Genomic DNA, 25,498 nt, shown 5'->3' on the forward strand with positions numbered 1-25,498 from the left:
ATAACAGTATATGCCTGGTCACGCCCTCAAATAAGTGGGCGGGTATTAACGCGACTGTAATAAGTATGCGAGACAACAATTCATGCAGGAAACAGCAAACTAAAGCCCGCGAAACATTATCAATTTTGTAATAACTCAATGAGGTTAAGACCATGCGCATTAGTATTTTTGGTTTGGGATATGTCGGCGCCGTATGTGCCGGTTGCTTGTCAGCTCGAGGCCACGAAGTTATTGGCGTAGATATCTCCGCCACTAAAATCGACCTGATCAACAATGGTAAATCGCCAATCGTTGAGCCAGGCCTTGAAACACTACTGCAAAAGGGTTTAGCGGCTGGAAAACTACGCGGTACCACCGATGTCGCCAGCGCAGTTGCAGACAGTGAAGTCTCATTCATTTGCGTCGGCACCCCGAGCAAAAAGAATGGCGACCTGGAACTCAATTACATTGAAGGCGTCTGCCGCGAAATTGGCATGGCCATGCGCGACAAAGCCGAACGCCACACCGTTGTTGTGCGCAGCACCGTGTTACCGGGCACCGTTCGTAACGTGGTCATTCCAATTCTTGAAGACTGCTCGGGCAAGAAAGCCGGGGTTGATTTCGGTGTAGCAGTTAACCCTGAGTTCCTGCGTGAAAGTACCGCAATCAAAGACTACGACTTCCCACCGATGACCGTTATTGGTGAGTCGGACACCGCCTCTGGTGATCTGCTGGAAAGCATCTACAGCGAACTTGATGCACCGGTGATTCGCAAGACCATCGATACCGCTGAAATGATCAAGTACACCTGCAACGTCTGGCACGCCGCCAAAGTCACCTTCGCTAACGAGATCGGCAACATCGCCAAGGCTGTTGGCGTTGACGGTCGCGAAGTGATGGACGTGATCTGCCAGGACAACAAGCTCAACCTGTCCAAATACTACATGCGTCCAGGCTTTGCCTTCGGCGGTTCATGCTTGCCGAAAGACGTCCGCGCCCTGTCCTATCGCGCCACCTCGCTTGACGTTGAAGCCCCCCTGATCAGCTCGCTGATGCGCAGCAACGTGGTTCAGGTGCAAAAAGCCTTCGACATCATCTCGCGCTGCAACAAACGCAAAGTTGCATTGCTCGGCCTGAGCTTCAAAGCCGGTACAGATGACCTGCGTGAAAGCCCGTTGGTTGAGTTGGCGGAAATGCTCATTGGCAAGGGCTATGACCTCAGCATCTTTGACCGTAACGTCGAGTACGCCCGCGTCTACGGGGCAAACAAAGAATACATCGAGTCGAAAATCCCACACGTCTCCTCCCTGCTCAACAGCGATTTCGAGCAAGTGGTTGGTGAAGCTGACGTGATTGTTCTGGGCAATGGCGACAAAGACTTTGCACCCCTTGCTGAGAAACAGCTCGAAGGCAAACAAGTCATCGATCTGGTTGGTTTCATGACCACAGCAACCCGCAGCGGCGCCGAAGGCATCTGCTGGTAAGTCTCGCTTTTAGTCATGAACCTGCCTTGGGTATGCGCCTGCTAGCGCATACCCAAGGTAAGTCCAGTGGATACGATGGAAACACATATGGATAAGCTCAAGACAGGCCTCTTAGAGGCTGCCGGCTGGCTGTTTTACCTGTCATTACTGATGCTGCTCGCCTTGGCATTGCCGACCAGTACCTTCGACCCGGAGTCGAAGCACTATCTGCTGCTGATTGGCGCCGTTGGTATCTGGCGCTATTCCATGGGTGCCATACATTTTGTACGTGGCTGCCTTTTCCTTTATTTAGTTTACCCCTATTACAAGCGCAAGGTCCGCAAGCTCGGCTCTGCGGCTGACCCATCTCATGTATTTCTGATGGTCACCAGCTTTCGTATCGATGCGCTTACCACTGCGATGGTGTATCGCTCAGTTATTCGCGAAGCCATTGAGTGCGGTTACCCAACCACCATGGTCTGCTCAATCGTTGAGCTGTCTGATGAGCTGTTGGTGAAAAGCATGTGGGAGAAAATGAACCCTCCCGACCGCGTCAAACTCGACTTCGTACGCATTCCTGGTACCGGTAAACGCGACGGTCTGGCTTACGGCTTTCGCGCCATTTCCCGGCAGATGCCAGACAGCAATGCAGTGGTTGCGGTGATTGATGGCGACACCGTGCTGGATGAAGGCGTGGTGCGCAAAACCGTGCCGTGGTTCCAGCTGTTCCCCAATGTTGGCGGCCTGACCACCAATGAGTTTTGCGAAGTTCGCGGCAGCTACATCATGAGTGAATGGCACAAGCTGCGCTTTGCTCAACGTCACCTCAACATGTGCTCCATGGCGCTCTCCAAACGGGTTCTGACCATGACCGGACGGATGTCGGTGTTCCGTGCGCAAGTGGTGACCAACCCTGAGTTCATTGCCGACGTTGAAAGTGATCACCTTGAGCACTGGCGCCTGGGTCGTTTCCAGTTCCTGACCGGTGATGACAAGTCCAGCTGGTTTAGCTTGATGCGCCTTGGCTACGACACATTCTACGTGCCCGATGCGGCGATCAACACGGTCGAGCACCCACCGGAAAAGAGCTTCATCAAGGCCAGCCGCAAACTGATGTTCCGCTGGTACGGCAACAACCTAAGGCAGAACTCGCGGGCGCTGCGCCTGGGGATCAATCGCTTGGGAGCCTTCACCAGTGTGGTGTTATTCGATCAGCGTGTATCGATGTGGACGAGTTTGCTGGGCCTGGCCGTGGCGGTAATTGCCAGCATCAAGTACAGCCCCGCATTCATCATTATCTACCTGCTGTGGATCGGCATTACCCGTCTGGTATTGACCCTGCTGCTCAGTTTGAGCGGCCACCGCATTGGTCCTGCCTACCCTGCAATTCTTTATTACAACCAGATTGTCGGCGCCATGGTGAAGATCTACGTGTTCTTCCGCCTTGACCAACAATCCTGGACGCGTCAGCCAACCAAGCTCAACCGAGACCTCGCCAGCTTTTCGCGATTGTTCAATAGCTGGTCATCGCGAGCCATGACTTTTACTGCCACCAGCGTATTCATCGCCGCGCTTCTTGCGTTGGTGTGACCAGAACTGAATAGGAAATCAAACCCATGAACACAGCCGTAAACGCCAATGTGGTCCATGAATCAGAAGCCCAGCGCCAGCACGCTCGGGTAAAAATTCCAGCAGCCTTGCGCTACATCACCAAATCTCGCGAACAGGTTGAAGTGCGGGTGCTTGATCTGTCGGCTGGTGGTTTTAGCTTCTCCACTGAAAAAACCGAAGCCAATGTCGGTGACTTTCACAAAGCGCGGATGCAGTTCCAACTCGACAGCCTCAACCTGAGTCTGGATATCGAGTTCCAGGTGTGCTCGACCGACCCGATCAACAAGCGCGCGGGGTGTCAGTTCCACAACCTCAAGCCTCGTGAAATCGCCACCTTACGCTACCTCATCAGTGCCCATTTGAGCGGTGAAATTGTCTCAACCGGCGACCTGCTCAACACCCTGCAACGTGAAAATTTCACCAAACCGCGCAAGCAAGGCAACGGCGGTGGTATGACCGTGTTTGGACGGCTTAAAGCCGTGACGTTCAGCATTGCCATCTTCGCCGTGGGCGTGGCCGCTTTTGGTTATATTTTCAAATCTATCTATGGCCTGTACTTCGTCACCCACGCCTCTTCAGGCATGGTCAATGTACCGAGCCTGAACATCACCATGCCGCGTGAAGGCACAGTACAAAGCCTGGTCGGCGCCGACGGCGTGATCAACAAGGGCGCGCCAGTGGCCTCGTTCTCAGCGAGCATGCTGGAAATGCTCAAAGGCCAACTCACCGATGAGCAACTGACGCCGGCCAACATTGAGCAGCTGTTCAGCAAACAACTCAAAGGCACCTTGACCAGCCCATGTAATTGCAAGATTGCCCGTCAACTCGTGGCTGATGGTCAGTTCGCCAGCAAAGGCGATGTGATCTTTGAAATGGTTCCGCAAGACACCAAGGCCACCGTTTTAGCGAGCTTCCCTTACCGCAAGTTTTCTGAAGCGCGCCCTGGCACGCCGATCAAGTTCTGGGTCGCAGGCGATGACGCACCACGTAGCGGCAAAATCCTCAACACCAACCTGCACAACGGTGGTTTGTCATCCGATATCCGCGCCGTTATCGAACCTGACAGCACCCTGCCAAGCACCCTGGCGGGCCAACCTGTTGAAGTCGAAATTGATCGTGGCCCATCGCTCGATTGGTTGATCAATAAAGCCACAGCAGCTGGCTACTAAGGAGGACGCAAAGGTGGCTACTGCTCATCCCCAATTACTCATGCTTGCAGCTGCCGTCACCTTGGCCGGCTGCGCAGGCTTGCCAGACGAGCGTCTGGCAAGTGAAGCGCTTAAGCGCGGCGATACCGTCACGGCTGAGCGTAATTTCCAGCAGTTGGCTGAGCTGGGTTATGTCAAAGCGCAAGTGGGGCTGGCTGACATGAAAGTCGCCAGCGGCACTGAGGAAGACCTCAAAGAAGCCGAGCGGACTTATCGCCAGGCAATGGATCAGTCGCCCCGCGCCAAGGGACGATTGGGCCGCTTGTTAGCGCGCAAGCCCGACAGCACCCATGCCGAACGCCTGGAAGCGGCGACATTGCTCAAGGAAGCATTCAGCGCCGGTGAACCTAACAGTTTGCTGCCGCTGACCATGCTCTATCTGCAATATCCACAGGACTTTCCCTCTATGAACGTACAGCAGCAAATCTCTAGCTGGCGCCAACAGGGCTATCCACAGGCCGAGCTGGCACAAATTCTCTACTACCGCACGCAGGGCACCTACGACCAGCACCTGACGGAGATCGAAGACATCTGCCAGCGGCTGATCACTGAGTCCGACGCCTGTTATGTCGAGCTGGCCACTGTGTATCAAATGCAGGGCAACAGCGAGCAACAAGACGCGCTGATCGCCAACATGATGAACGACTACCACAGCCGTGCATTGCCGCCACGCCGGGTTGAAGCCGTCGCCCAGGTGTTGGCAGACGCAGAGCTCGGCAAGCCAAATGAAAGTCAGGCCAAAGAGCTGCTTGAAGCCATTGCACCGGTCTACCCCGCTGCATGGGTAAGCCTTGCACGCCTGCTGTACGACTACCCCGCTCTGGGCGACAGCGAAACCATGATGACTTACCTCGATAAAGGTCGAGAAGCATCGTTGCCACGGGCAGAACTGCTGCTTGGTCGCCTGTACTACGAAGGCAAGATGGTTCCCCAGAACCCGAAAAAGGCCGAAGAGCACCTGCGTAAAGCAGCACCCAGCGAGCCGACGGCCAATTACTTGCTGGGCCAACTCTATCTGCGGGGTTACTTGGGCGATATCTATCCGCAACAAGCCCTTGATCACCTGCTAAGTGCAGCACGTAGCGGCCAGATCAATGCCGACTATGCCCTGGCTCAAATGTATTCCCAAGGCAAAGGCATAGTGCCAAACCTCAGCAACGCCTACGTATTTAGCCAGTTGGCGCTGCCAAAAAACACTCAGGCAAGCACTGACCTGGCCAACGAGGTCGCGCAAAAGCTGACGCCAGCGCAACGCAGTGAAGCGGAGCAGAAGCTGCGCGAAGAACGCGAGCTACGTGGCACCGCTTTGCAAAACCAAACTCAGTTACAGGCACAGCTTCAATGAATAAGAACCCAAAGCTAAAACTCAACACTATCGCTACGAGCCTTGGCTTGGGGCTGACGCTGTTATCCAGCACCAGCGCATTTGCAGCGAATGACCCGGACCAAAATTTCGGCCTGAATGTGAAGATCACCGCGCAGTCTGAAGATGACCGTGACCTTGGCACCCGCAGTGGCGGTGATGTCAACGGTATCGGTCTCGACCTGCGCCCTTGGTTATATGGCGAACGCGGCAACTGGAGCGCCTTTGCCATGGGTCAGGCGGTAACCGCCACTGACATCATCGAAACCGACACCCTGCAAAGCAACTCCGACGACACTGACGACAGCAACAGTGCCAACAGCAGCGACGGCCGTGAGCCAGACAAAAGCTACCTGGCCTTGCGCGAATTCTGGGTCGATTACTCAGGCATTACAGCCTACCCCGGCGAACACCTGCGCCTTGGTCGTCAGCGTGTACGCAGTGATGAAGGCACCTGGTGGGACACCAATATCGAAGCCCTGAACTGGGAATTCGATACCACCTTGTTACGCGCCAACGCCGGCATGGCACAGCGCTTCTCCGACTACCGCACCGATCTTGATGACCTGGCCCCGGAAGACGAAGACCGTCAGCACTACTTCGGCAGTCTTTCGACGCAATGGAAGCCAGGCCACTGGGTGGGCGTCAAAGCTCACCACAGCCGCGACTCCGGCAGCCTGCCACACACAGGCGAAGAAGTTGACCAGCTGAGCAAGCGCTACACCGGCGATTTGACCTGGCTGGGCCTAAGCGCTGATGGCGACTTCTTCAACCGCCACTCGACTCAACCGCTTAACTACTGGGCGCAAGCCACATGGTTGACCGGCAGCATTGATGAACTGGAACAAACCAACGTCGGTGATCAAAAGTTAGCCAATGGCTCACGCGATGTTGATGTCAATGCCTGGGCTGTGGACCTCGGTCTGCGCTGGAACATCGATCAAAACTGGAAAGTTGGTGGTGCTTATGCCCGTGGCAGTGGCGGCGGTGATGACGATAGTTCTGAGCAGTTCCGTCAAACCGGCCTGGAAAGCAACCGCTCCAACTTCACCGGCACCAACGCCCGCCTCCACCGTTTTGGTGAGGCCTTCCGTGGTGAGTTGAGCAACCTGCATGCCGCCTCTTTGTTCGGTTCTTGGCAGATGGACGATCAATACGACGCCAGCTTGGTTTACCACAAGTTCTGGCGCGTCGATGACAAACAAGACATCGGTGACAGCGGCATTATCGCCAACCTTGAAGACGGTGAAAAAGACGTAGGCCAAGAGGTCGATTTGGTCGTCACTCGCTATTTCAAACAAGGCTTATTGCCTGCAGCGTTAGCTGAACAGGTTGATGAAGGCGCAGCCCTTGTACGTTTTCGCGGCGGCGTATTTATGCCGGGCGATGCCTATGCCAAAGGCACCGATTCAGTCATGCATCGCGCCTTTGTCGACGTAATCTGGCGCTTCTGAGGACAGCTCATGTACCCACAACCTGACACACTCAGAACCAACGCCTGCCTCAATGTGCTGCTACTGAGCACATTGTTACTCGGTGCACCTTTGGCGTTGGCCAACGATAGCAAAAGCCCGGCCAGCAATGCCGAGGTGACGGACCATGGCTCGGCAAAATTCCTTAACGAGACCAACAACTACACCGTCACCAGCGCGCCTATCGAGCCGCTGCAATTGGACAAACCCAAGTTGCCTGACCTGAGCGGCTACACCGCCGAGGCCGTGGCTGCCAAGGTCAAGCACACGCCGGGCGGTAAAGTGGTTGTGCGGCGCATGGTTCAGCAAGTTGAGTTGCAGGACTTCATCGGGGGTAACGAGCGGCTGCGCGAGTGGGTAAAACGCCAGAAAGGCATGCCTCAGGCAATCTTCATTGAAGGTGGCTATGTCACCCCAGCGGATATCGCCAAGGCGCTGCCAGAAAGCCAGTTTGCCGAAACATCGCCCGGTGTTTACCTCTCGCGCCTGCCCATCGTGGTGTCGCAAGGTGCAACGCTGCAAGTTGGCAAAGACACCAAAGACCTGCGCCTTTCGCAAGAGCGCGGCTCGTTTCTGGTCAATGACGGCATGCTGTTTATCACAGACTCCAAGCTAACCGCCTGGCGTGAAGCTGATAACGGGCCTGCCACCTTCCGCACGCCAAATGAGTTCCGCCCGTTTCTGGTGTCCTGGGGTGGCAGTGAGCTGTACATCTCCAACAGCGAAATTACCAGCTTGGGCTACAACCAGAGTAAGTCCTACGGCGTCAGTATTACCCAGTATTCACCTGGGGTTGATAAGCGCCTCAAACGCCCTCGCCCGACGGGTTGGCTGATCAACTCAACCTTTGTCGATCACTGGTACGGTTTTTACTGCTACGAGGCAGACGACGTAGTGGTCAAGGGCAACACCTACCGTGACAACATTGTTTATGGGATTGACCCCCATGACCGTTCGCGTCGCTTGATCATTGCCGACAACACTGTCCACGGCACCAAGAAAAAACACGGAATCATTATTTCCCGTGAGGTTGATGACAGCTGGATCATCAACAACAAGAGCTACGACAACAAGCTCTCCGGCATCGTTATCGACCGTAACAGCATCAATAACCTGATTGCCTACAACGAGGTTTATCAGAACCACTCAGACGGCATCACCCTGTATGAAAGCAGCCATAACCTGCTGTGGGGTAACAAGGTTCTGAACAACTTCCGTCACGGTATACGGGTGCGTAACAGCGTCAACATTCGGATCTATGAAAACCTCTCAGCTGGCAACAAGCTAACGGGGTTGTACGGCCACATCAAAGACCTTTCCGACACCGACCGCGACATTGACTTGGACCCATTCGATACCAAGGTCTCGATGATTCTGGTGGGTGGCACGCTGGCGGCAAACGGTTCCGGCCCCTTGTCCATCGACTCACCACTGAGCCTTGAGCTGTACCGGGTAAACATGATTGCACCGACTAAAAGCACCGGCATCAGCTTCTCCGGCGTGCTCGGCAAACGCCAGGAAGAGATCCTCGATCTCTTGGTGCGCCGCAAGTTGGCGGTGCTTATCGACCCTGTTGAAAGCCAGGCAGAACTGCAGAATTGAGGGCATACAACGTGAGTAAGAAGATTTTTAAACTGCGTCATCTCGCTGTAGCCAGTGTTTTGCTCGGCACTGCCAGCACGGCCATGGCAGAACCTAGCTATAGCGTGCAACGTGTCGGCCCACTGTGCCCGGCCGCGCAAAACCCGGCGAACTACAACACCAAGTACCTGAGCTTTTTCACTGCACTGGTACAGGGGAAAGGCGATTGGTTGTTTCGTAGCCGCAACGACCTGCGTACCGACTTTGGCACCACGCCCCATGGCTATCAGCAATTCAAACGTCTGCGTGATGCGTTAAAGCGTAAAGGCATCGAGCTGATGATCGTCTATCAACCCACCCGTGGATTGGTTAATCGCGAACAGCTGACTGACGCTGAGAAGTCACGCTTCAACTATGCGCTGGCGAAAAAGAACTACCTACAAGCTGTAGCCGACCTGCGTAAAACCGGTATTTGGGTCACTGATCTTTCTCCACTGTTCGATGAGAAAGACGTCAAGACGCCTTACTACTTTGAGGCCGATCACCACTGGACACCTGCAGGTGCTTCACGCACGGCCAAGTTGGTGGCGCAAACCCTAAAGCAGATGCCCGGCTTTGATGATATTCCCAAGAAAGAATTTGAAAGCACTGTGGTTGGCTTGTTGCCCAAGGCGGGCACTCTGCACAAAACCGCAGCCGAGTTCTGCGGTGTCAGCTACGCCACCCAATATGTGCCGCGGTATGAAACAGAGCCCGTGGGTGATGCCGATGGCGACAGCCTGTTTGGCGACGAGTCAGTCCCGCAGATCACTGTTGTCGGCACCAGTAATAGCGGCCCGGCGTACAACTTCCCCGGTTTCTTGCAGCAATACAGCGGTGCCGAAGTGCTCAACATGGCTGTCAGTGGCGGCGGGTTCGACAGTTCCTTACTGCAGTACATGAGCAGCGAAGAATTCCGAACTAACCCGCCGAAGATCCTGGTCTGGGAGTTCGCCACCCACTACGACCTCGCCCAAGACAGCTTCTACCGCCAGGCAATGCCAATGGTCAATAACGGCTGCGAGGGTCGCCCGGCGGTGATGCATAACAAAATCAAAATGAAACCCGGCAACAACCAGATTTTTGTCAATGGCGAGAACACTCCTCTGCAGGATATCCGCGGCGGTGACTATCAGGTTGACCTGACATTCAGTGACCCAAGCGTGCATGAGTCGAAAGCCACCTTGTGGTACCTCAATGGCCGCCGCGAGAAATTCAAAATTGAACAAAGCGACCGCGTCGACACCGGCGGACGCTACGCCTTTGAACTGAGGAATGACCCCGACTGGCGCGATCTCAACCTGCTCGCCCTTGAAATCCAAAGCCCGGAAGAAATGCCCGCTGGCCTCAGCGTCGAAGCGACGTTGTGTAAGCGGCCATCCAGCACCGGCAAAAACCTCACGGCGAAAGCTGACTGAGGATGGAGTCAACTATGCAAGCGAAAAAATGGCTATCAATCCCCTATCTACTGGTTCCCTGCTTACTGGCCAGCGCAGTGTTCTCGCAAGCCAGTAGCGCCAGTGATCTGGTACCTCCGGCGGGCTATTACGCGCCGGTGCACAGCCCGGCAAAAAAGCCGCGCTCCTGTGATGCCGCACCAACACCCTATACCGGCAGCTTGGTGTTTCGCAGCAAATATGAAGGTTCAGACAAGGCGCGTTCGACGCTGAACAAGAAAGCCGAGAAAGCCTTTCGCGATAGCACTGCAGACATCACCACCATGGAGCGCGGCAGCAACCGATACGTAATGCGCTACATGCAAACCGGCGATCCAAAGCAACTCGAGTGCGCGATTGAGTGGATGGATAGCTGGGCAAAAGCTGGAGCCCTACTCAGCACTGATTACAACCACACCGGCAAATCAATGCGCAAATGGGCCTTGGGCAGCATGTCATCCGCCTACTTACGCTTGAAGTTCTCAGAGAGCCAACCGCTGAAGGACTACCCACAGCAGGCGCAGGAAATCGAGCAGTGGTTCGTCAAGCTCGCTGAGCTGACCGTTAAAGACTGGAGCAACCTGCCGCAGCGAAAAATAAACAACCACAGCTATTGGGCTGCCTGGTCGGTCATGGCGACTGCTGTTGCCACCAATCATCGCGACTTGTTCGATTGGTCGATTAAGGAGTTTCAGGTTGCGGCCAACCAAGTGGATGCCGACGGCTACCTGCCAAACGAGTTAAAGCGCAAACAGCGAGCGTTGGCCTACCACAACTACAGCCTGCCGCCGCTGACCATGATTGCAGCGTTTGCCGAAGCCAATGGTGTTGACCTGCGCCCTGAAAACCAGCAGGCACTGAAACGCCTCGCCGAACGCGTAATGGACGGCGTGTCAGACCCGGATGAATTCAAAGCCAAAACCGGTGACAAGCAGGACATGACCGACCTCAAGAAGCCCGCCAAATTTTCCTGGCTCGCGCCCTATTGCACGCTTTACAGCTGCACGGCGGACTTCAACAAGGGGATCGAGAAGTTCGGGCCGTTTAAGACATTCCGCCTTGGCGGCGATGTCAGCAGCGTGTTCAACCCAAAGCATCAGGGCGGTTAACCGCCCCTTAACAAAACCCCCGCCAAGCTGCTTGGCGGGACTTATATGACGAGCTGAGAAGCTCTGTTTTGACCTGTTATTGGAGAAGCACGGATGGTCTTTTCATCCAACGTGTTCCTGTTTTTGTTCTTGCCGATCTTTCTTGGCTTGTACTACCTCAGTGGCGCACGCTACCGCAATTTGCTGATTCTGATCGGCAGCTATGCCTTCTACGCTTGGTGGCGGGTCGATTTCCTGCTGCTGTTTGTAGTCGTGACGCTATGGAACTACGGGTTTGGCTTGCGCATACACCGTGCAGGCATACGCACCAAAGCCGCACAGCGCTGGGTGCTTTGGGGTGTGGTCGGTAACTTGGCAACCCTGGGTTACTTCAAGTACGCCAACTTTGGTGTGGCCAATATCAACAAGATGATGGACGCCGCTGGCCTAGAGCCATTTGTGCTGACCCATGTGATCTTGCCGATTGGTATCTCGTTCTACATTTTCCAGTCGCTGAGCTACTTGATTGATGTGTACCGTGGGGATACCGAGCCCACTGAAAACCTGATCAATTTCGCGGCGTTTATCGCCCTGTTCCCACAGCTGATTGCCGGTCCTGTACTGCGCTACAAGGACTTGGCCGACCAGTTCACCGACCGCACACACAGCATCGACAAGTTTTCCGAGGGCGCGACGCGCTTTATGCAAGGCTTCGTCAAGAAGGTGTTTATTGCCGATACCCTGGCACCGCTGGTTGATCACTGTTTTGCCCTGAGCAACCCAAGTACCGGTGATGCCTGGCTGGGCATGCTGGCCTACACCGCGCAGCTGTATTTCGATTTCTCTGGCTACAGCGACATGGCCATTGGTCTGGGCTTGATGATGGGTTTCCGTTTTATGGAGAACTTCAATCAACCCTATATCAGCCAATCAATCACCGAGTTCTGGCGTCGTTGGCACATCAGCCTGTCGACCTGGTTGCGCGATTACCTCTATGTGCCTCTAGGCGGCAATCGACACGGCACCTTCAACACCTATCGCAACCTGTTTCTGACCATGCTGCTCGGCGGTTTCTGGCACGGCGCAAACTGGACCTTCCTGATCTGGGGCGCATGGCACGGCATGTGGCTGGCCATCGAGCGAGCACTGGGTGTAAAGGCAGCGCCTACAGTTCTCAACCCAATCAAATGGGCATTCACTTTCTTCCTGGTGATGCTCGGCTGGGTGATCTTCCGCGCTGAAAACCTCGATATCGCCTGGCGCATGTACAGCGCAATGTTCAGCTTCAACGGCTGGCAGCTCAGCGAGTTGAACCGCGCCAATATTAACGATTTGCAAATCGCAACACTGGCCATCGCCTACATCGTGCTGGCGCTCTGTGGCGTACGTGAGTTCAACCGTCATCGCTCAAGCAAGCGCCCAGAGAAGGACGCAACCCTGGGCAGCGATCCGGTCATCAGCTCCAGCAATACCGCGCCGGCAAGCGTAATGGCACAGCAGAACCCAGCCATGGCGCAAACCTTAGTGCGTGTTGCGCTGTTGCTGTTGTTTTGCGCCTCGTTGTTGAAGCTCTCTGCACAGAGCTACTCACCCTTCCTTTACTTCCAGTTCTGAGTGAGGCCGACCATGAGCAAAACTGCAGAAAAAATCTACATCGCCTCATTTATTACGATGCTGTCGCTGGGTTTCATTACTTCAATGAGCGGTGTGATCGACTACAAGCAACCCAAGACCTATAGCGTGCTTGATGGCAACTTGGCGAAAAGCTTCGAGGATCACTACGACAAAGAGCTGCCGATGAAAGACATCGGTACCAATGTCTGGGCAGCACTCGATTTCGTCCTGTTCAACGAAGGCCGCCAGGGCGTGAAAATCGGTGCAGACGGCTGGCTGTATTCGGACGAAGAATTCAAACCTGACCCGACTGGGCCGCACAACCTGAGCGACAACCTCAATACAATTGAGGGTGTTCGCAATGAGCTGGCCAAGCACAACATCAAATTGGTCATGGCCATTGTTCCAGCGAAGGCGCGCTTGTATCCGGAGCACATCGGTAACAATCGCGCCAGCCCGATCCACGCGGACCTGTACCAACAGTTCCACAAAGCCATGGACCGTGACGAAATCATCGCGCCAGACCTGCTCACTGCACTTGAATCGGCAAAATCTCAGGGCCAAGTGTTTCTGCGCACCGATACCCACTGGACCCCTATGGGTGCGGATATTGCCGCAAAACGTTTGAGTGCAGCGGTGGCGCATAACTTTGTACTGCCAGGCGAGCCGCAAAAGTATGTCACTTCGGTGGACAAAACCGAGCCCTACCACGGCGACCTGACGCGCTTTATTCCGCTCGACCCGCTGTTTGAAACACTGATGCCGCGCCCGGACGACCTGCAAAAGCGCAACACCGCAGCGGCCTCACAAACCGAAGGTGCCGATGCCCTGTTTGCCGAAAACAATATTTCGGTTGCCTTGGTCGGCACCAGCTACAGCGCCAACCCCAACTGGAATTTCGAAGGCGCGCTGCGTGAACACCTGCAGCACGACCTGGGCAATTACGCCGAGGACGGCCGTGGCCCGGTCCTGCCGATGCTCAAGTACCTGCAAAGTGATGACTTCAAGAACACCCCGCCTCAGGTGGTGATCTGGGAGTTTCCTGAGCGCTATTTACCGATGCCCAATGACCTCAGTGAGTTCGACCAGGAGTGGGTCGCACGCCTGAAAGATCTGGGAGATGAGCAAAATCTGGCGCTAACCGGCAACCGCTGAGGCTCCAGAACCCGCGTCGGCATATGGCCAGCGCGCAACGCTAAAGAGGTATGTCACCTCACTTAATCAAACGGCTGCAACGCCGCTGTGTGAAACGAAGATGGAGAACTACTGATGACCTTACTGACCAATCGCAACTTGACCACTTTCGCTTGCGCTGTCGCGCTGAGCCTTGGCAGCTTTCATGCGAGTGCCGGAGAAGGTGGTTTGTATGCACCAATCGCCCCTAAGGGCTCAACCTTCGTGCGCGCCTACAACGCTGGCAATACAGAGCTAAGTGTCAGCGTTGGCAACACCTCGCTCAATGAAGTATCCCCGCTGGGTTCAAGTGACTTCAGCTTTATGCCAGCGGGCAGCTACAGCGCTCAGGTTGGCGACACGACGATCCCGGTCAAACTCGACGCAGATCATTACTACACCCTGGTCAGCCAGCCAGGCGTTGCGCCAAAACTGGTTGAAGACCCGGCATTCAAGAACAAGCAAAAAGCCTTGCTGCGGGTACAGAACCTTTCTGACAGCAACGTCACCCTGAAGACCGCTGACGGCAAAACCAAAGTGGTCGATAGCGTTGCCCCTGCCAGTCACGGCGAGCGTGAAGTCAACCCAGTGAAGATCAACCTTGCCCTGTTCAAAGGTGACAACAAGATCAGTGACCTTAAACCTGTCGCCCTGGCCCGCGGTGAAGTGGTCAGCCTGTACGTCACCGGCAGTGGTGAAAAGCTCTCACCGAACTGGGTAAAGCGCCCGGCTAAAACTGACTAATACACCTGATAATACAAAGGCCGAAAACCAGGTCGCTAACAAGATAGCGCCGCCACGGCAGGCGCTACGGAGAAGTCCTCTACGGCTCATATGAGCTTGCTAATGGGTGTTCTCGCAATAACGCGAGATACCAGACAAATCTATGAACGTTTCAGGAGTTGAACACATGATCCCAGTAATTCTTTCCGGTGGCAGCGGCTCACGACTATGGCCTCTTTCGCGCAAACAGTATCCAAAACAATTTCTGGCGCTGACAGGCAGCGATAGCATGTTTCAGCAGACCATCAAACGTCTGTCATTTGCAGGTATGGAACCCCCGGTATTGGTGTGCAACAAAGAGCACCGTTTTATTATTCAAGAGCAACTCAGCGCCCAAAATCTGGCTGCGCAGTCCATCTTGCTTGAGCCCTTTGGCCGCAATACCGCTCCCGCGGTTGCGATTGCAGCCATGAAACTGATTGCAGAGGGTCGCGACGAGTTGCTGCTGGTATTGCCAGCTGATCACGTCCTGGATGATCAGCCATCATTTGAAGCGGCCTTGATGGTTGCCAAATCAGCCGCTGAAAAAGGCGAGATGGTGCTGTTTGGCGTACCTGCCAAAACGCCGGAAACCGGTTACGGCTACATCCGTTCTACAGCTGATGACAGCCTGCCCGAAGGTGTGGTGCGGGTGCAGAGCTTCGTCGAAAAACCGGATGCAGCGCGCGCTGTTGAGTTTGTTGCATCCGGCGATTACTTCTGGAACAGCGGCATGTTTATGTTCCGCGCCAGCCGTTATCTCGAAGAACTCAAGCGCTACGATGCCGACATCTATGACACCTGCCTGCTAGCGCTTGAGCGCAGCAGTGAAGCCGATCATGTAGTCAACATCGACGAAGCCACCTTCGCTTGCTGCCCTGACAACTCGATTGACTATACCGTCATGGAAAAAACCACCCGCGCCTGTGTAGTACCGCTGGATGCAGGCTGGAATGATGTCGGTAGCTGGTCGTCCATCTGGGATGTGCACGAGAAAGATGTCCACGGCAACGTCATCAAAGGCGATGTCATGGTCCACGACAGCCGCAACTGCTTGGTTCAGGGTAACGGCAAGCTGGTCTCGATCATTGGCTTGGACAACATCGTTGTGGTCGAAACCAAAGATGCGACCATGATTTCCCACCGCGACAGCGTGCAAGACGTGAAGCATGTGGTTAATGAGCTCAACGCCAAGCAGCGCAACGAAGCGCAAAACCACTGCGAAGTTTATCGTCCGTGGGGCTCTTATGACTCGGTCGATATGGGCGGGCGCTTTCAGGTTAAACACATTACCGTCAAACCGGGTGCGCAGTTGTCTTTGCAAATGCATCACCACCGCGCTGAGCATTGGATTGTGGTTGCAGGCACCGCAGAAGTCACCTGTGATGACCGCACCTTCCTGCTGACTGAAAACCAGTCAACCTATATTCCGATGACCGCGGTGCACCGCCTGAGCAATCCGGGCAAAATCCCCCTTGAGCTGATTGAAGTGCAATCAGGTACCTACTTGGGTGAGGACGACATCGAGCGTTTTGAAGATGTTTATGGCCGCAGCCATGATGAAGCCGCACAAATAGCAGTCCGTTAAATCAAATGCGGGCTCCGCAACGGAGCCCGCGTTTTAGCTAAATACAGTGCCTCACGCCTTAGACATGCTAAACGCCATGTACTCCAGTTTTAGAAGCTGCGGATCTGAAGTCAAAAAACTTATTCCTTTTACCTTACAAAAATAAAAGCCAGATAACTTTGCTATTCGATGCCCGGATAAGTTTCTGGGAAAATACCCTGCTCGGCCAGTAGCTTGTCGTATGCATCAACCACGAGTTTCTGTGCTTCTTGAAAAAGGTAAAGCCTCCCGTCATAAATAAATGCCAACTCGCTCCAGTAATGGTTAACCGTGCAGTTTGCAATAATCTCTGGGTGCTGTAATTGCTTGGCGAAAGCGCTCACCTGAGCAAGCTTGTTACGGGTACTCATTCGTCCACCTGCTATGCCTGCAATACCTTGTTCAAGAACGTGACTAAAAACGTCATGCATAGAGTCGTCATCTTCGAAGATCCTGACCATACGGCCTCCTTGTGATTGAGCACCCTTAAAATCGCTTGAAGTGAATTGTGTGCACTTCGTCCCTGACGGTGTACTGAAAAGCAGCTTGGGTTCGCCCGTATACAGCAGGATCAAGGCTCGACGCATCTAACCCACCGACTTCCCTCAATCGGTTTTTGCATCTTGCGTGGGCTTGATTCGGTCAATAACTGTGATGAAGTTGTCCCGGCCTCTTAATCAGTAATGCCTACATAACTATGCTTCTACCCCAATAAGCATTTTTAAATCAGTTGGAAGTGGTTGTCTGATTAATTCAGATATTTGGGTTACTTGCTCACCAGTCAGTAACCACTCTCCGGCAGCCATCGCATTCAAATTTTTATGACCCAGTAGTCCCACGATTTGATCATTAAACGTGGCATCCACATCGAGCTCAAACTTCAGCGAATCATCTTCGCTACTTTCAGCTAAAAATCCGGTGATACACAAGTACATACACGCTCCCTATTTCTCTACGTTTCGGCCAGGTTTGGCGGGTTTGGTCTGTTCACCAGTCATGTGATCAAACTCCCCTAGGTGCTTGCCTTGCTTGTCATAGACTTCAACGGCTCCATGCTGGCTGTCCCATTCGTAGATTCGCCCTTTAGGATCCCTCCAACGTTTACGGACTGCACCACCACCTTGAACCCTTGTTTTAGAATCGACTTTAACAGCATCAGGGAAGGCCGTAAGACCCTTAGGGGCCGGGTGGTATGAATGGTCTGCCGCGATTGGCTTTGAAAACACGACATACAGGGGCGCTAGTCCAGTATCAATCGGCAGTACCAAAATGCAGTCCTGCCAAGTCAGATCATCCGCAGCCGGATAGATTTCGATCTGGCTATCGCCACCCTCAGCGACCGGGTGTACCAGAATATTTTCCAGCGCATCAGTCACGCCCGGATAGGTCGTGGGTGCCTGTACCACTGGCACGTTATTGGGTGACCAGATGATGGTTACGCCATTGAGCATCGCCTCAAAGGCACTGCCAACTTTGCTCCACTCGGTGACCACCGGTACGCTATCCATGCCAGACAGCTCACTGGTATGCAGGCCATACACCCGCACAGTACCCTCAGCGTCACGGCGGAACTGAAAGCGCACACGGGTTGGAGCCATCGTCATGCCCCGCAGTTGCTCCTCAGTTAAGGTCGAGTCACCCATTTGCGAAGGCCACAGTGCGAGCAACAAGGTACTGGCCGCTGTACCTGCTGCTGCGGCAGCACTACGTAGACTCCAACTACCGAGCGTTTCATAAGCCGCCTGACCCGCTACCCGACCAAGCGTCGCGCCGCCGTCGGTATTTGCAACCGCCGTTGAACCCAACACAACGGTTTGGCCAAAGTTACTGGCAGGCTCTACCTGCGTACCGGCGTCAGTTGATTCAGGTGGCACGGTGCAGGTTTTGGCGAACACGCAATGATTGATGGGAGCCAGCCCGCGCACGTCATTGAGAGGAATGCCCACCGTGTACTGGCTGTTGTAACTGCCATTGCCGATAGCGCGAGCCCAAATCTGAGTGGCGGCATTGGCTTTAATAGCAAAGCTGGGATCAATTGCGACGGTTGCATCAGTCCCTGCATGAATAGTGCCTTGGGTGGCAATCAGTCGGTTACTACCAAATGAGCAACCGCACTTAACCACATGATTATGTGTGGCCAGAGCCAAATGCTCATCAATAACCGTTGGATTACCTTCCGCGATGTAGCCCATGCTTTTGCATTTTGGACACCATACGGGGTCAGACAGTCGAGCCGCTTTACGGTTCTCGGCGGTATAGCATGAAGAACCTGCAACCACTTTACCGCCAGTGGTTGTGGGGTCACCTTCCCTGATGACAAGTGCCATAACGATCCCTCGTAGGCTTTTGAAAGGTAGAGCCTAACAAAGTTTTCGATGGATGTTATGGATCTAAGCGGCTAAAAGTAGCTCACAGACACAGCTATATGTTTTGCAAAAAACGCCAATCAACCAAGTTAGTTATTACACAAGCCCACCCTCGACACGCCAACTGCAACACTTTTTAACGCGCGATCCTTCCCCGCCGCATCAGTTTGTGTAGGATAAACAGACGTTCGCCGATCAAGGCCACCCTCATGTTATTCGGTGCAATCCTGATTCTCAGCTGGTTTATCCTGCTGATTCGTTATCCCAGCAAGGCCTTGCCTGTCACACTGATTGCCGTTATCGGCCTGTGTATTATTGCGTCCACAGTGATCTGGCAGGAAAACCAGGAAAAAAGCCATCTGGCAGAACTTGAGATGCGCTTTACCTACGACCCGCAGAACTGCCCGGCTGACCGGCCACTCGCCTTGACCCTGAAAAACGCCAGCCCCAAGCCGCTGCTTGAGTTGCAATGGGAAATGGCTGCCTATCGCCCAGGCGACAGCGTTAATTTAGTAGAAAACACCTATGAATCGCCCCGCTACAGCGGCCCCGGCGATCTACTGCCCGGCTCGACCTGGAACAACTGCCTGCCTTTGCCGCCCATACGTAGCGGTTATCGGGCCAGCAGCCTGGAGTTTCGTGCAGAGCGGATACAGGGCAGCTTCGCCGACTGATCTGGCGCACATGATCAAGTATTCAGGGTAGGTGCGGGCACCCGCTTTGGCTTATTCTGAGTCCATCAATAAAACCGTGCAGGATGACCCTATGACGACCCAGCTCACTGCATTAATCACCGGATGCTCCAGCGGTATTGGCCGCGCACTGGCCGATGTATTCCATGCAGCAGGCTATAAAGTCTGGGCAACCGCACGTAAAGAGTCCGACCTGACAGCACTCAGCGCGGCCGGATTTAATGCGGTGCAACTGGACGTCAATGATGCAATGGCCGTTGAGCAACTGGGGACCCGCCTCAGTGAAGAAGCTGGCGGGCTTGATGTACTTATCAACAACGCCGGCTACGGTGCCATGGGCCCGCTGCTTGATGGCGGCGCTGAAGGCATGCGCAAGCAATTTGAAACCAATGTGTTCTCAATCGTCAGCGTGACCCGCGCACTTTTCCCTCTGCTGCGCCGCAATAAAGGCTTGGTGATTAATATTGGCAGTGTTTCTGGGGTTCTGGTAACACCCTTCGCCGGTGCCTATTGCGCCTCAAAAGCCGCGGTGCATGCGCTGACTGATGCCTTGCGCCTGGAGCTTGCGCCCTTTTCTATTGAGGTAATGGAAGTTCAGCCTGGGGCGATTGCCTCGAGCTTCGGCAGTAATGCCAGCCAGCAGGCGGAACAGCTTATTGATGAGCAGTCACCTTGGTGGCCTTTGCGTGAAGGCATTCGAGCGCGGGCCAATGCCTCGCAAGATAATCCCACCCCAGCCATGCACTTCGCCCGAAACCTGTTGGCCGCTGTGCAACGACGCAAGCGCCCGCGCCTGATCCGTCTGGGCAACGGCAGCCATACGCTGCCGTTACTGGCCAATCTACTGCCCAAAGCGCTGCTGGAAAAAGTGCTGATGAAGCGCTTTGGCCTGACCCGGTCACTCTGATGAAGTTGCGCTATTACGCCTTCGGCGCTGTTGCCGCCGTGGCCATACTTAACCTGTTAGTTCGTGCACTGCTCAAGCTCGGGGGTCTGCCTGCAACCTTATTGATTGCAGTAGCCGTTGGGCTACTGGTCCGATTAATATTTCAGTGGCGTCACCAACGCCTTCCCCTGCCCCGGGAGAGCTGGGCAATCGTCGGCATCTACGCGGCTGTACTGGGTCTGCTCTATTTAGGCCTGCTCGGAATGATGTACCTAAAAGATGAGCCGGGAAGCGCTGGCCATATTTTATTCTGGCTGCACTACCTGTGCTATCCGGTGCTGCTGGCGGTTTGCTTGATGCCGGGCAAAAGTACGCCGCAGCAGTAAGTTTTGCGTTACAACTGATTGGCTACCGTGCAACCGCTACCGGGGCAATCGCCACCTTGGGTTTACGAAACACCAACACATTCCCCAGCATTACCAAGACCAAGCCAGACAGCGCCGGCGCAGTCCACTGGTAGCCTTCGGCAAACACCGAGATATTCAAAGCCACCACCGGAAATAGCACCGTACAGTAAGCGGCTCGCTCAGGCCCCATACGCCCTACAAGTGTCAGGTAAGCGGTAAAGCCAATCACTGAACCGGGAATTGCCAGGTACAACAGCGTGCCGATGTAGCGACTATTCGCTTCAAAGTTAAAGGGGGTTCCAGTCACCAAGCAGATGGTCAGCAGCATCATCGCGCCGTAAAGCATGCCCCAGGCATTGGTGGTTAACGGCTTTAAACCGGCCTTTTGTTGCAGGCTAGAAAGCATATTGCCTGCCGAAAAACACAGCGTCCCAATCACCGCCAAACCAATACCCAGCAAGGTTTCGCGGCTGGCTTCATGGCCCACCAACTCAGGCCAGAACATCAGCCCCAGTCCACACAAACCCAAGCCGCCTCCGACTAATACATTGCGGGCAATTTTTTGCTTGAAGAACAGCCGAGCGTTCAATGCATTCCATAAGGTCGCGGTGGAGAAAATGACTGCGACCAAGCCGCTGGGAATCCACTGACTGGCGGTGTAAAAACACATGAAGTTGACGCAGAACAGGCACAAGCCTTGAATCAGGCAAATCATCTGGCCGCGACGATCTAATTTCTGCAAGCGCCCGCTGATCAGCAAAATCGCAAACAACACGACGGCAGCCAAGCCAAAGCGATAGGCAATAGACAGCGCAATTGCTACCACCCCCAATTGCAGTTTCAGGGCGATCCAAGTGGTGCCCCAGATCAGCACAGTCATCAGGTACAACGACAGATTCATCACTTAACTCCCAGTAGATGCCGTAAGTCTGCGCCTGTGCTGAGTGATGAGATTGCACAATCTTGCGCTTTTTCCGCGCAAGGGGCTGGCAGCATAGATGCCAAGAGGTAGCATGTGGGTCTAGAGGACTGGTGTGTATGGCGCAACTCGAAGAAAGTCAGGTATTTCAGGCAATGGGGCAATCGCCCAATGCTCACTTGCACCACAGCGCTGAGCTAGGGGATGGCCTGGCCGCTGCATTATGGAGTAACAGCCATGATGCCCGGGACTATGAAGCGCCGACCCATCACACCCTGTCGTGCTACCTCGCGGGTGGCACCGGCACCTTTCGCCGCGACCAGCCGGACAGCAAAGGCGCGCCCGGCAAGCTCTGCGTAATGCCAGCCGGTCACCATTCCAAGTGGATCATTAACGGTGAAATCAACCTGGTCCACCTGTATATCAGTGCCGAGCACTTTGCCTTGGCAGCCGTACGCTTGCTCGACCGCGAACCTCGTGAGCTGCAATTGCGTGAAGGCACTTTTCTCGATGATGCCGGGCAAGCGCAGCGCTTTCGACAACTCAGCCAGATGAACTGGCAGGAGCCAGGCGAGCGCCTGTTGGTCAATAGCATCGCTCACCAAGCGCTCGACCATGCCCTGCTATCGCAGGTCGGCAAGCGTGATGGGTTGAAAGTCACGGGGGGCTTAGCGCCTGCTCAACGCAAACGTCTGCGCGACTTTATCGATAGCCACCTCGACTTGCCCCTAAGCCTTGGTCAGCTTGCTGATATGTGCGCGCTGTCGGAATACCATTTCGCCCGCATGTTCACCCAGAGTTTTGGTTTACCACCGCACCGCTATGTTCTGAAGCAACGCCTGCATTTAGCCTCGCAGTTACTGCGCAACAGCCCGCTTTCGCTGGTTGAAGTCGCGCTTAGTTGCGGCTTTGCCAGCGCCAGCCATTTTAGTAACCGTTTCCGCCAAGCCTATAACGCGACACCTAGCCAGTACCGGGCGGTATTTACCCAATAATTGCGTTATTTAGAAGCCCAACATTAAGACTCGTAAGCCGTTACGGGCGGCATGCCATGCTGGCCGACTCTTTGAGAAAATCTTCAGCGCAAACTAAATGGCTAAACGGTCTGCATAACCCTGCTTAACAGTGCAATAATCATCGGCTTTGCTTGATTTAACGGCGCGGTGATGACCCACCCAGCAGACAGACAGCGATGCCACTGAACATCCTTCACCTGAGTCAGGATAACTGGCGCTCCACCTTTGATGCCGGGCATTTCCGCCGGGGGCTTGGCTATGCCGAGCAAGCGCGCAGCACCTTGCTCAACCTGACAGACAACCGCTTGCTGGCGAGTTGCAAAGGCTCGTCCGGGCAGACCTACCAGCAACGCATCAATCTGTTTCCAACCGTGCATGGCTGGAGCATTAATGGTCACTGTAGCTGTCCGGTGAGCTATAACTGCAAACATGTAGCTGCCGCCTTACTTACCCTTGAGAGTCAGCAAAAATCCGCCGTGGATCACAGCGCATTGATAACCCCAAGTCAGAAAATCGCCGAACAGCGACTCGAAGGCATACCCCCGCAACCCATATTGAGCCTGGGCAGCCACGCGCGCGTGCATTTTGACGCACGCAAAGGACGCATGCTGGAGCAGACCCAGCACCGTGCTGCACTGGCATTCAACTACCAAGAACATCTGGCCTACGGCCGTCAGGGCAAAGACCTTTTAATCCGTCAGCATGCTGATTTGAACCTGCGCGTTATCCGTGACCCCAACGCCGAAAGCCGCTTACGTAAGCGCTTGACCGACATGGGATTAAGCGTTGCGCTGCGTCAAAGCGAAGCCTTAGGTGAGCATCAGGGCGAACACTTTGAGCTGCCCAATGAAGCAAGCTGGTTGCGCTTTGTCGAAAACCACCTGCCAACGCTGCGCGAAGAAGGCTGGAAAATCGAGATGCAGCCTGGTTTCCACTACGACCTTGCGCAAATTGACGACTGGTACGTCGAGATTGAAGAGCCGACCGAGCATGACTGGTTCGACCTTGAATTAGGGGTCACCGTCGATGGTCAACGCATCAGCCTGTTGCCGGTATTGCTGCAAGCGATCCGCCGCACGCCATGGCTGCTCAACGGCGATGCTGTTGCCCAACGGCAGGACGAAGACATGCTGCTGGTCAGCCTGACGCAAACAGATCAGCGCGTAGCACTGCCCTTCGCCCGCCTCAAACCCATGCTGGCAACCCTTGGCGAGTTATTCTTCCGTGACCCTGCAGAAATCAGCAGCAAGATCCGCCTCCCGCGCGCTGATGCACCGCGCCTAAACCAACTTGCCCAAGGCCCTGATCTTGAGTGGCACGGCGGCGAACAGTTGCGCGGTTTTGCCCATCGCCTGCAGGCCTTGCCAGCGTTTAAAGCCAAAATACCGAGCGAGTTACAAGCCAAGCTGCGTCCCTATCAAGTTCAAGGCCTGGCATGGATGCAGGCATTGAGCGAGCTGGAAATGGGCGGCCTCCTGGCTGACGATATGGGCTTGGGCAAAACCCTGCAGACCCTGGCCCATATTCTCAGCGAGAAACAAGCCGGGCGCTTGCAGCAACCGGCTTTGATCGTAATGCCGACCAGCTTGATACCTAACTGGCAAGATGAAGCGGCACGCTTTGCCCCAACCCTGCGCGTGCTGGCACTGCATGGCAGCAAACGCCGTAGCTTGTTCAAGTTGATTGATCAAAATGACGTGTTGCTGACGACCTACGCCCTCTTGCCCAGGGATCTAAAAATCCTGAGCGAGCACCGGTATCACCTGCTGATTCTTGATGAAGCACAGAACATCAAAAACCCGCGCAGCAAAACCGCACTTGCCGCCGGGCAAATACGCGCACGCCAACGCCTGTGCCTCACCGGCACGCCACTGGAAAACCACTTGGGCGAGCTCTGGTCGCTGTTCAATTTCCTGATGCCTGATTGGTTGGGCGACAGTAAAAGCTTTAGCCGCGACTACCGTACGCCCATCGAAAAACAGGGCAACGAGCAACGCTTGGCACATCTGCACGGGCGCATTAAACCCTTTGTTTTGCGCCGCAAAAAAGAAGATGTCGCCCGCGAGCTTCCGCCCAAAACCGAGATTACTTACTGGGTCGACCTCAGTGCCGCACAACGCGACCGCTATGAAACCCTGCGCTTGGCGATGGATAAAAAGGTCCGCGCTGAAATCACCCGGCAAGGCCTGGCCCGCAGTCAAATTGTGATTCTTGAAGCCCTACTGCGTTTACGCCAGGCTTGCTGCGACCTTCGTTTGCTCGACGACAGTGAAGCCACACTCAAAAGCAGTGACTCAGGCAAACTCAGCGCATTACTCACCATGCTTGAAGAGCTATTTGCGGAAGGCCGTAAAGTCCTGCTGTTCTCGCAGTTCACCTCGATGCTGGGGCTAATCGAAGCAGAGCTGATTGCACGCAATGTGAGCTACGTAAAACTAACCGGCAGCACCCAGGACAGGCGCACCCCGGTTGAGCAATTCCAAGCGGGTGAACACTCAATTTTCTTGATCAGCTTAAAGGCTGGCGGCGCCGGGCTGAACCTGACAGCCGCCGATACGGTGATTCACTTTGACCCTTGGTGGAACCCCGCCAGTGAAGCCCAAGCCAGTGACCGCGCCTATCGTATCGGCCAAGACAAACCGGTATTTGTCTACAAAATGATCACCCGAGGCAGTGTTGAAGAGAAAATCCAGCAATTACAGCAGGCTAAAGCCGGCCTCGCCCGAGGTGTTCTCGAAGGCGGCAGTCAAGCCCAGTGGCGACTCACAGAAGACGACCTGCAAGCGCTGTTTGAACCGCTGACGCCCTAACGGTGCC

General features: G+C 54.7%; 21 protein-coding genes. 17 read left to right on the forward strand and 4 right to left on the reverse strand.

The genetic code is table 11. The annotated features are described in order from the left end of the window. Positions 1 to 152 precede the first annotated feature (152 nt). The 12 genes from algD to ACIGCM_RS04620 all read left to right on the forward strand — a co-directional run bounded on the left by algD (position 153) and on the right by ACIGCM_RS04620 (position 16,377). Complete coding sequence (gene algD / locus ACIGCM_RS04565; protein ID WP_397500826.1) at positions 153 to 1,463, forward strand: GDP-mannose 6-dehydrogenase; 1,311 nt, start codon at positions 153 to 155, stop codon at positions 1,461 to 1,463. Between the two features lie 87 nt (positions 1,464 to 1,550). After that, positions 1,551 to 3,032: a mannuronan synthase gene (alg8, locus tag ACIGCM_RS04570; protein WP_397500827.1), complete on the forward strand. Its 1,482-nt coding sequence runs from the start codon at positions 1,551 to 1,553 to the stop codon at positions 3,030 to 3,032. A 26-nt stretch (positions 3,033 to 3,058) separates the two neighbouring features. After that, positions 3,059 to 4,222 carry a PilZ domain-containing protein gene (locus ACIGCM_RS04575; RefSeq protein WP_397500828.1) on the forward strand — a complete coding sequence of 388 codons (1,164 nt, stop codon included), beginning with the start codon at positions 3,059 to 3,061 and terminating at the stop codon, positions 4,220 to 4,222. A gap of 40 nt (positions 4,223 to 4,262) precedes the next feature. Further along, a complete protein-coding gene (algK, locus tag ACIGCM_RS04580) occupies positions 4,263 to 5,606 on the forward strand; it encodes an alginate biosynthesis TPR repeat lipoprotein AlgK (RefSeq protein ID WP_397501111.1) in 1,344 nt (447 codons plus the stop codon). Continuing rightward, complete coding sequence (locus ACIGCM_RS04585) at positions 5,603 to 7,078, forward strand: alginate export family protein (protein WP_397500829.1); 1,476 nt, start codon at positions 5,603 to 5,605, stop codon at positions 7,076 to 7,078. Before algK ends, ACIGCM_RS04585 begins: the two co-directional genes overlap by 4 nt. 9 nt (positions 7,079 to 7,087) lie before the next feature. After that, positions 7,088 to 8,698: a mannuronan 5-epimerase AlgG gene (gene algG / locus ACIGCM_RS04590; RefSeq protein ID WP_397500830.1), complete on the forward strand. Its 1,611-nt coding sequence runs from the start codon at positions 7,088 to 7,090 to the stop codon at positions 8,696 to 8,698. Positions 8,699 to 8,709: 11 nt separating this feature from the next. Further along, positions 8,710 to 10,134, forward strand: a complete 1,425-nt coding sequence (locus ACIGCM_RS04595) for an alginate O-acetyltransferase (RefSeq protein ID WP_397500831.1) — start codon at positions 8,710 to 8,712, stop codon at positions 10,132 to 10,134. 14 nt (positions 10,135 to 10,148) lie between these two features. Then, on the forward strand, positions 10,149 to 11,261 hold the full coding sequence (locus tag ACIGCM_RS04600) for a mannuronate-specific alginate lyase (protein ID WP_397500832.1): 1,113 nt from the start codon (positions 10,149 to 10,151) through the stop codon (positions 11,259 to 11,261). Positions 11,262 to 11,354: 93 nt separating this feature from the next. Continuing rightward, positions 11,355 to 12,854 carry an MBOAT family O-acyltransferase gene (locus ACIGCM_RS04605; RefSeq protein ID WP_397500833.1) on the forward strand — a complete coding sequence of 500 codons (1,500 nt, stop codon included), beginning with the start codon at positions 11,355 to 11,357 and terminating at the stop codon, positions 12,852 to 12,854. Between the two features lie 12 nt (positions 12,855 to 12,866). Continuing rightward, complete coding sequence (locus tag ACIGCM_RS04610; protein ID WP_397500834.1) at positions 12,867 to 14,009, forward strand: alginate O-acetyltransferase; 1,143 nt, start codon at positions 12,867 to 12,869, stop codon at positions 14,007 to 14,009. A 114-nt stretch (positions 14,010 to 14,123) separates the two neighbouring features. Beyond that, positions 14,124 to 14,771: an alginate O-acetyltransferase AlgF gene (locus ACIGCM_RS04615; RefSeq protein ID WP_397500835.1), complete on the forward strand. Its 648-nt coding sequence runs from the start codon at positions 14,124 to 14,126 to the stop codon at positions 14,769 to 14,771. A 166-nt stretch (positions 14,772 to 14,937) separates the two neighbouring features. Next, on the forward strand, positions 14,938 to 16,377 hold the full coding sequence (locus ACIGCM_RS04620) for a mannose-1-phosphate guanylyltransferase/mannose-6-phosphate isomerase (protein WP_397500836.1): 1,440 nt from the start codon (positions 14,938 to 14,940) through the stop codon (positions 16,375 to 16,377). 161 nt (positions 16,378 to 16,538) lie between these two features. On the opposite strand, the gene ACIGCM_RS04625 is transcribed toward ACIGCM_RS04620, so the two are convergent. From ACIGCM_RS04625 to ACIGCM_RS04635, 3 genes are all read right to left on the reverse strand, one after another. Further along, a complete protein-coding gene (locus tag ACIGCM_RS04625) occupies positions 16,539 to 16,856 on the reverse strand; it encodes a hypothetical protein (RefSeq protein ID WP_397500837.1) in 318 nt (105 codons plus the stop codon). Between the two features lie 234 nt (positions 16,857 to 17,090). Beyond that, positions 17,091 to 17,330, reverse strand: coding sequence for a pyocin S6 family toxin immunity protein (locus tag ACIGCM_RS04630; RefSeq protein WP_397500838.1), 240 nt, complete (start codon positions 17,328 to 17,330; stop codon positions 17,091 to 17,093). 9 nt (positions 17,331 to 17,339) lie between these two features. Beyond that, on the reverse strand, positions 17,340 to 18,722 hold the full coding sequence (locus ACIGCM_RS04635; protein WP_397500839.1) for a colicin E3/pyocin S6 family cytotoxin: 1,383 nt from the start codon (positions 18,720 to 18,722) through the stop codon (positions 17,340 to 17,342). 248 nt (positions 18,723 to 18,970) lie between these two features. Between ACIGCM_RS04635 and ACIGCM_RS04640 the strand changes: the two genes are divergently transcribed. The 3 genes from ACIGCM_RS04640 (at position 18,971) to ACIGCM_RS04650 (ending at position 20,725) form a co-directional block, all read left to right on the forward strand. Beyond that, a complete protein-coding gene (locus ACIGCM_RS04640) occupies positions 18,971 to 19,435 on the forward strand; it encodes a multidrug transporter (RefSeq protein WP_397500840.1) in 465 nt (154 codons plus the stop codon). 91 nt (positions 19,436 to 19,526) lie between these two features. Further along, entirely contained in the window at positions 19,527 to 20,360 is an 834-nt protein-coding gene (locus ACIGCM_RS04645; protein ID WP_397500841.1) for an SDR family oxidoreductase, read from the forward strand. Continuing rightward, entirely contained in the window at positions 20,360 to 20,725 is a 366-nt protein-coding gene (locus tag ACIGCM_RS04650; protein ID WP_397500842.1) for a hypothetical protein, read from the forward strand. Before ACIGCM_RS04645 ends, ACIGCM_RS04650 begins: the two co-directional genes overlap by 1 nt. A gap of 22 nt (positions 20,726 to 20,747) precedes the next feature. Here the strand turns inward: ACIGCM_RS04650 and ACIGCM_RS04655 are convergent, their stop codons facing one another. Then, positions 20,748 to 21,647, reverse strand: coding sequence for a DMT family transporter (locus ACIGCM_RS04655; RefSeq protein WP_397500843.1), 900 nt, complete (start codon positions 21,645 to 21,647; stop codon positions 20,748 to 20,750). Between the two features lie 137 nt (positions 21,648 to 21,784). On the opposite strand from ACIGCM_RS04655, the gene ACIGCM_RS04660 reads away from it, so the two are divergent. Both ACIGCM_RS04660 and ACIGCM_RS04665 read left to right on the forward strand, forming a co-directional pair. Next, positions 21,785 to 22,660 (forward strand): helix-turn-helix domain-containing protein, encoded by an 876-nt coding sequence (locus ACIGCM_RS04660; protein WP_397500844.1) that lies wholly within the window; start codon positions 21,785 to 21,787, stop codon positions 22,658 to 22,660. 197 nt (positions 22,661 to 22,857) lie between these two features. Further along, a complete protein-coding gene (locus tag ACIGCM_RS04665) occupies positions 22,858 to 25,491 on the forward strand; it encodes a DEAD/DEAH box helicase (protein WP_397500845.1) in 2,634 nt (877 codons plus the stop codon). Positions 25,492 to 25,498: the final 7 nt, after the last annotated feature.

This window comes from Pseudomonas sp. NPDC078700 (assembly GCF_044542375.1).
Classification (GTDB): Bacteria; Pseudomonadota; Gammaproteobacteria; order Pseudomonadales; family Pseudomonadaceae; genus Aquipseudomonas.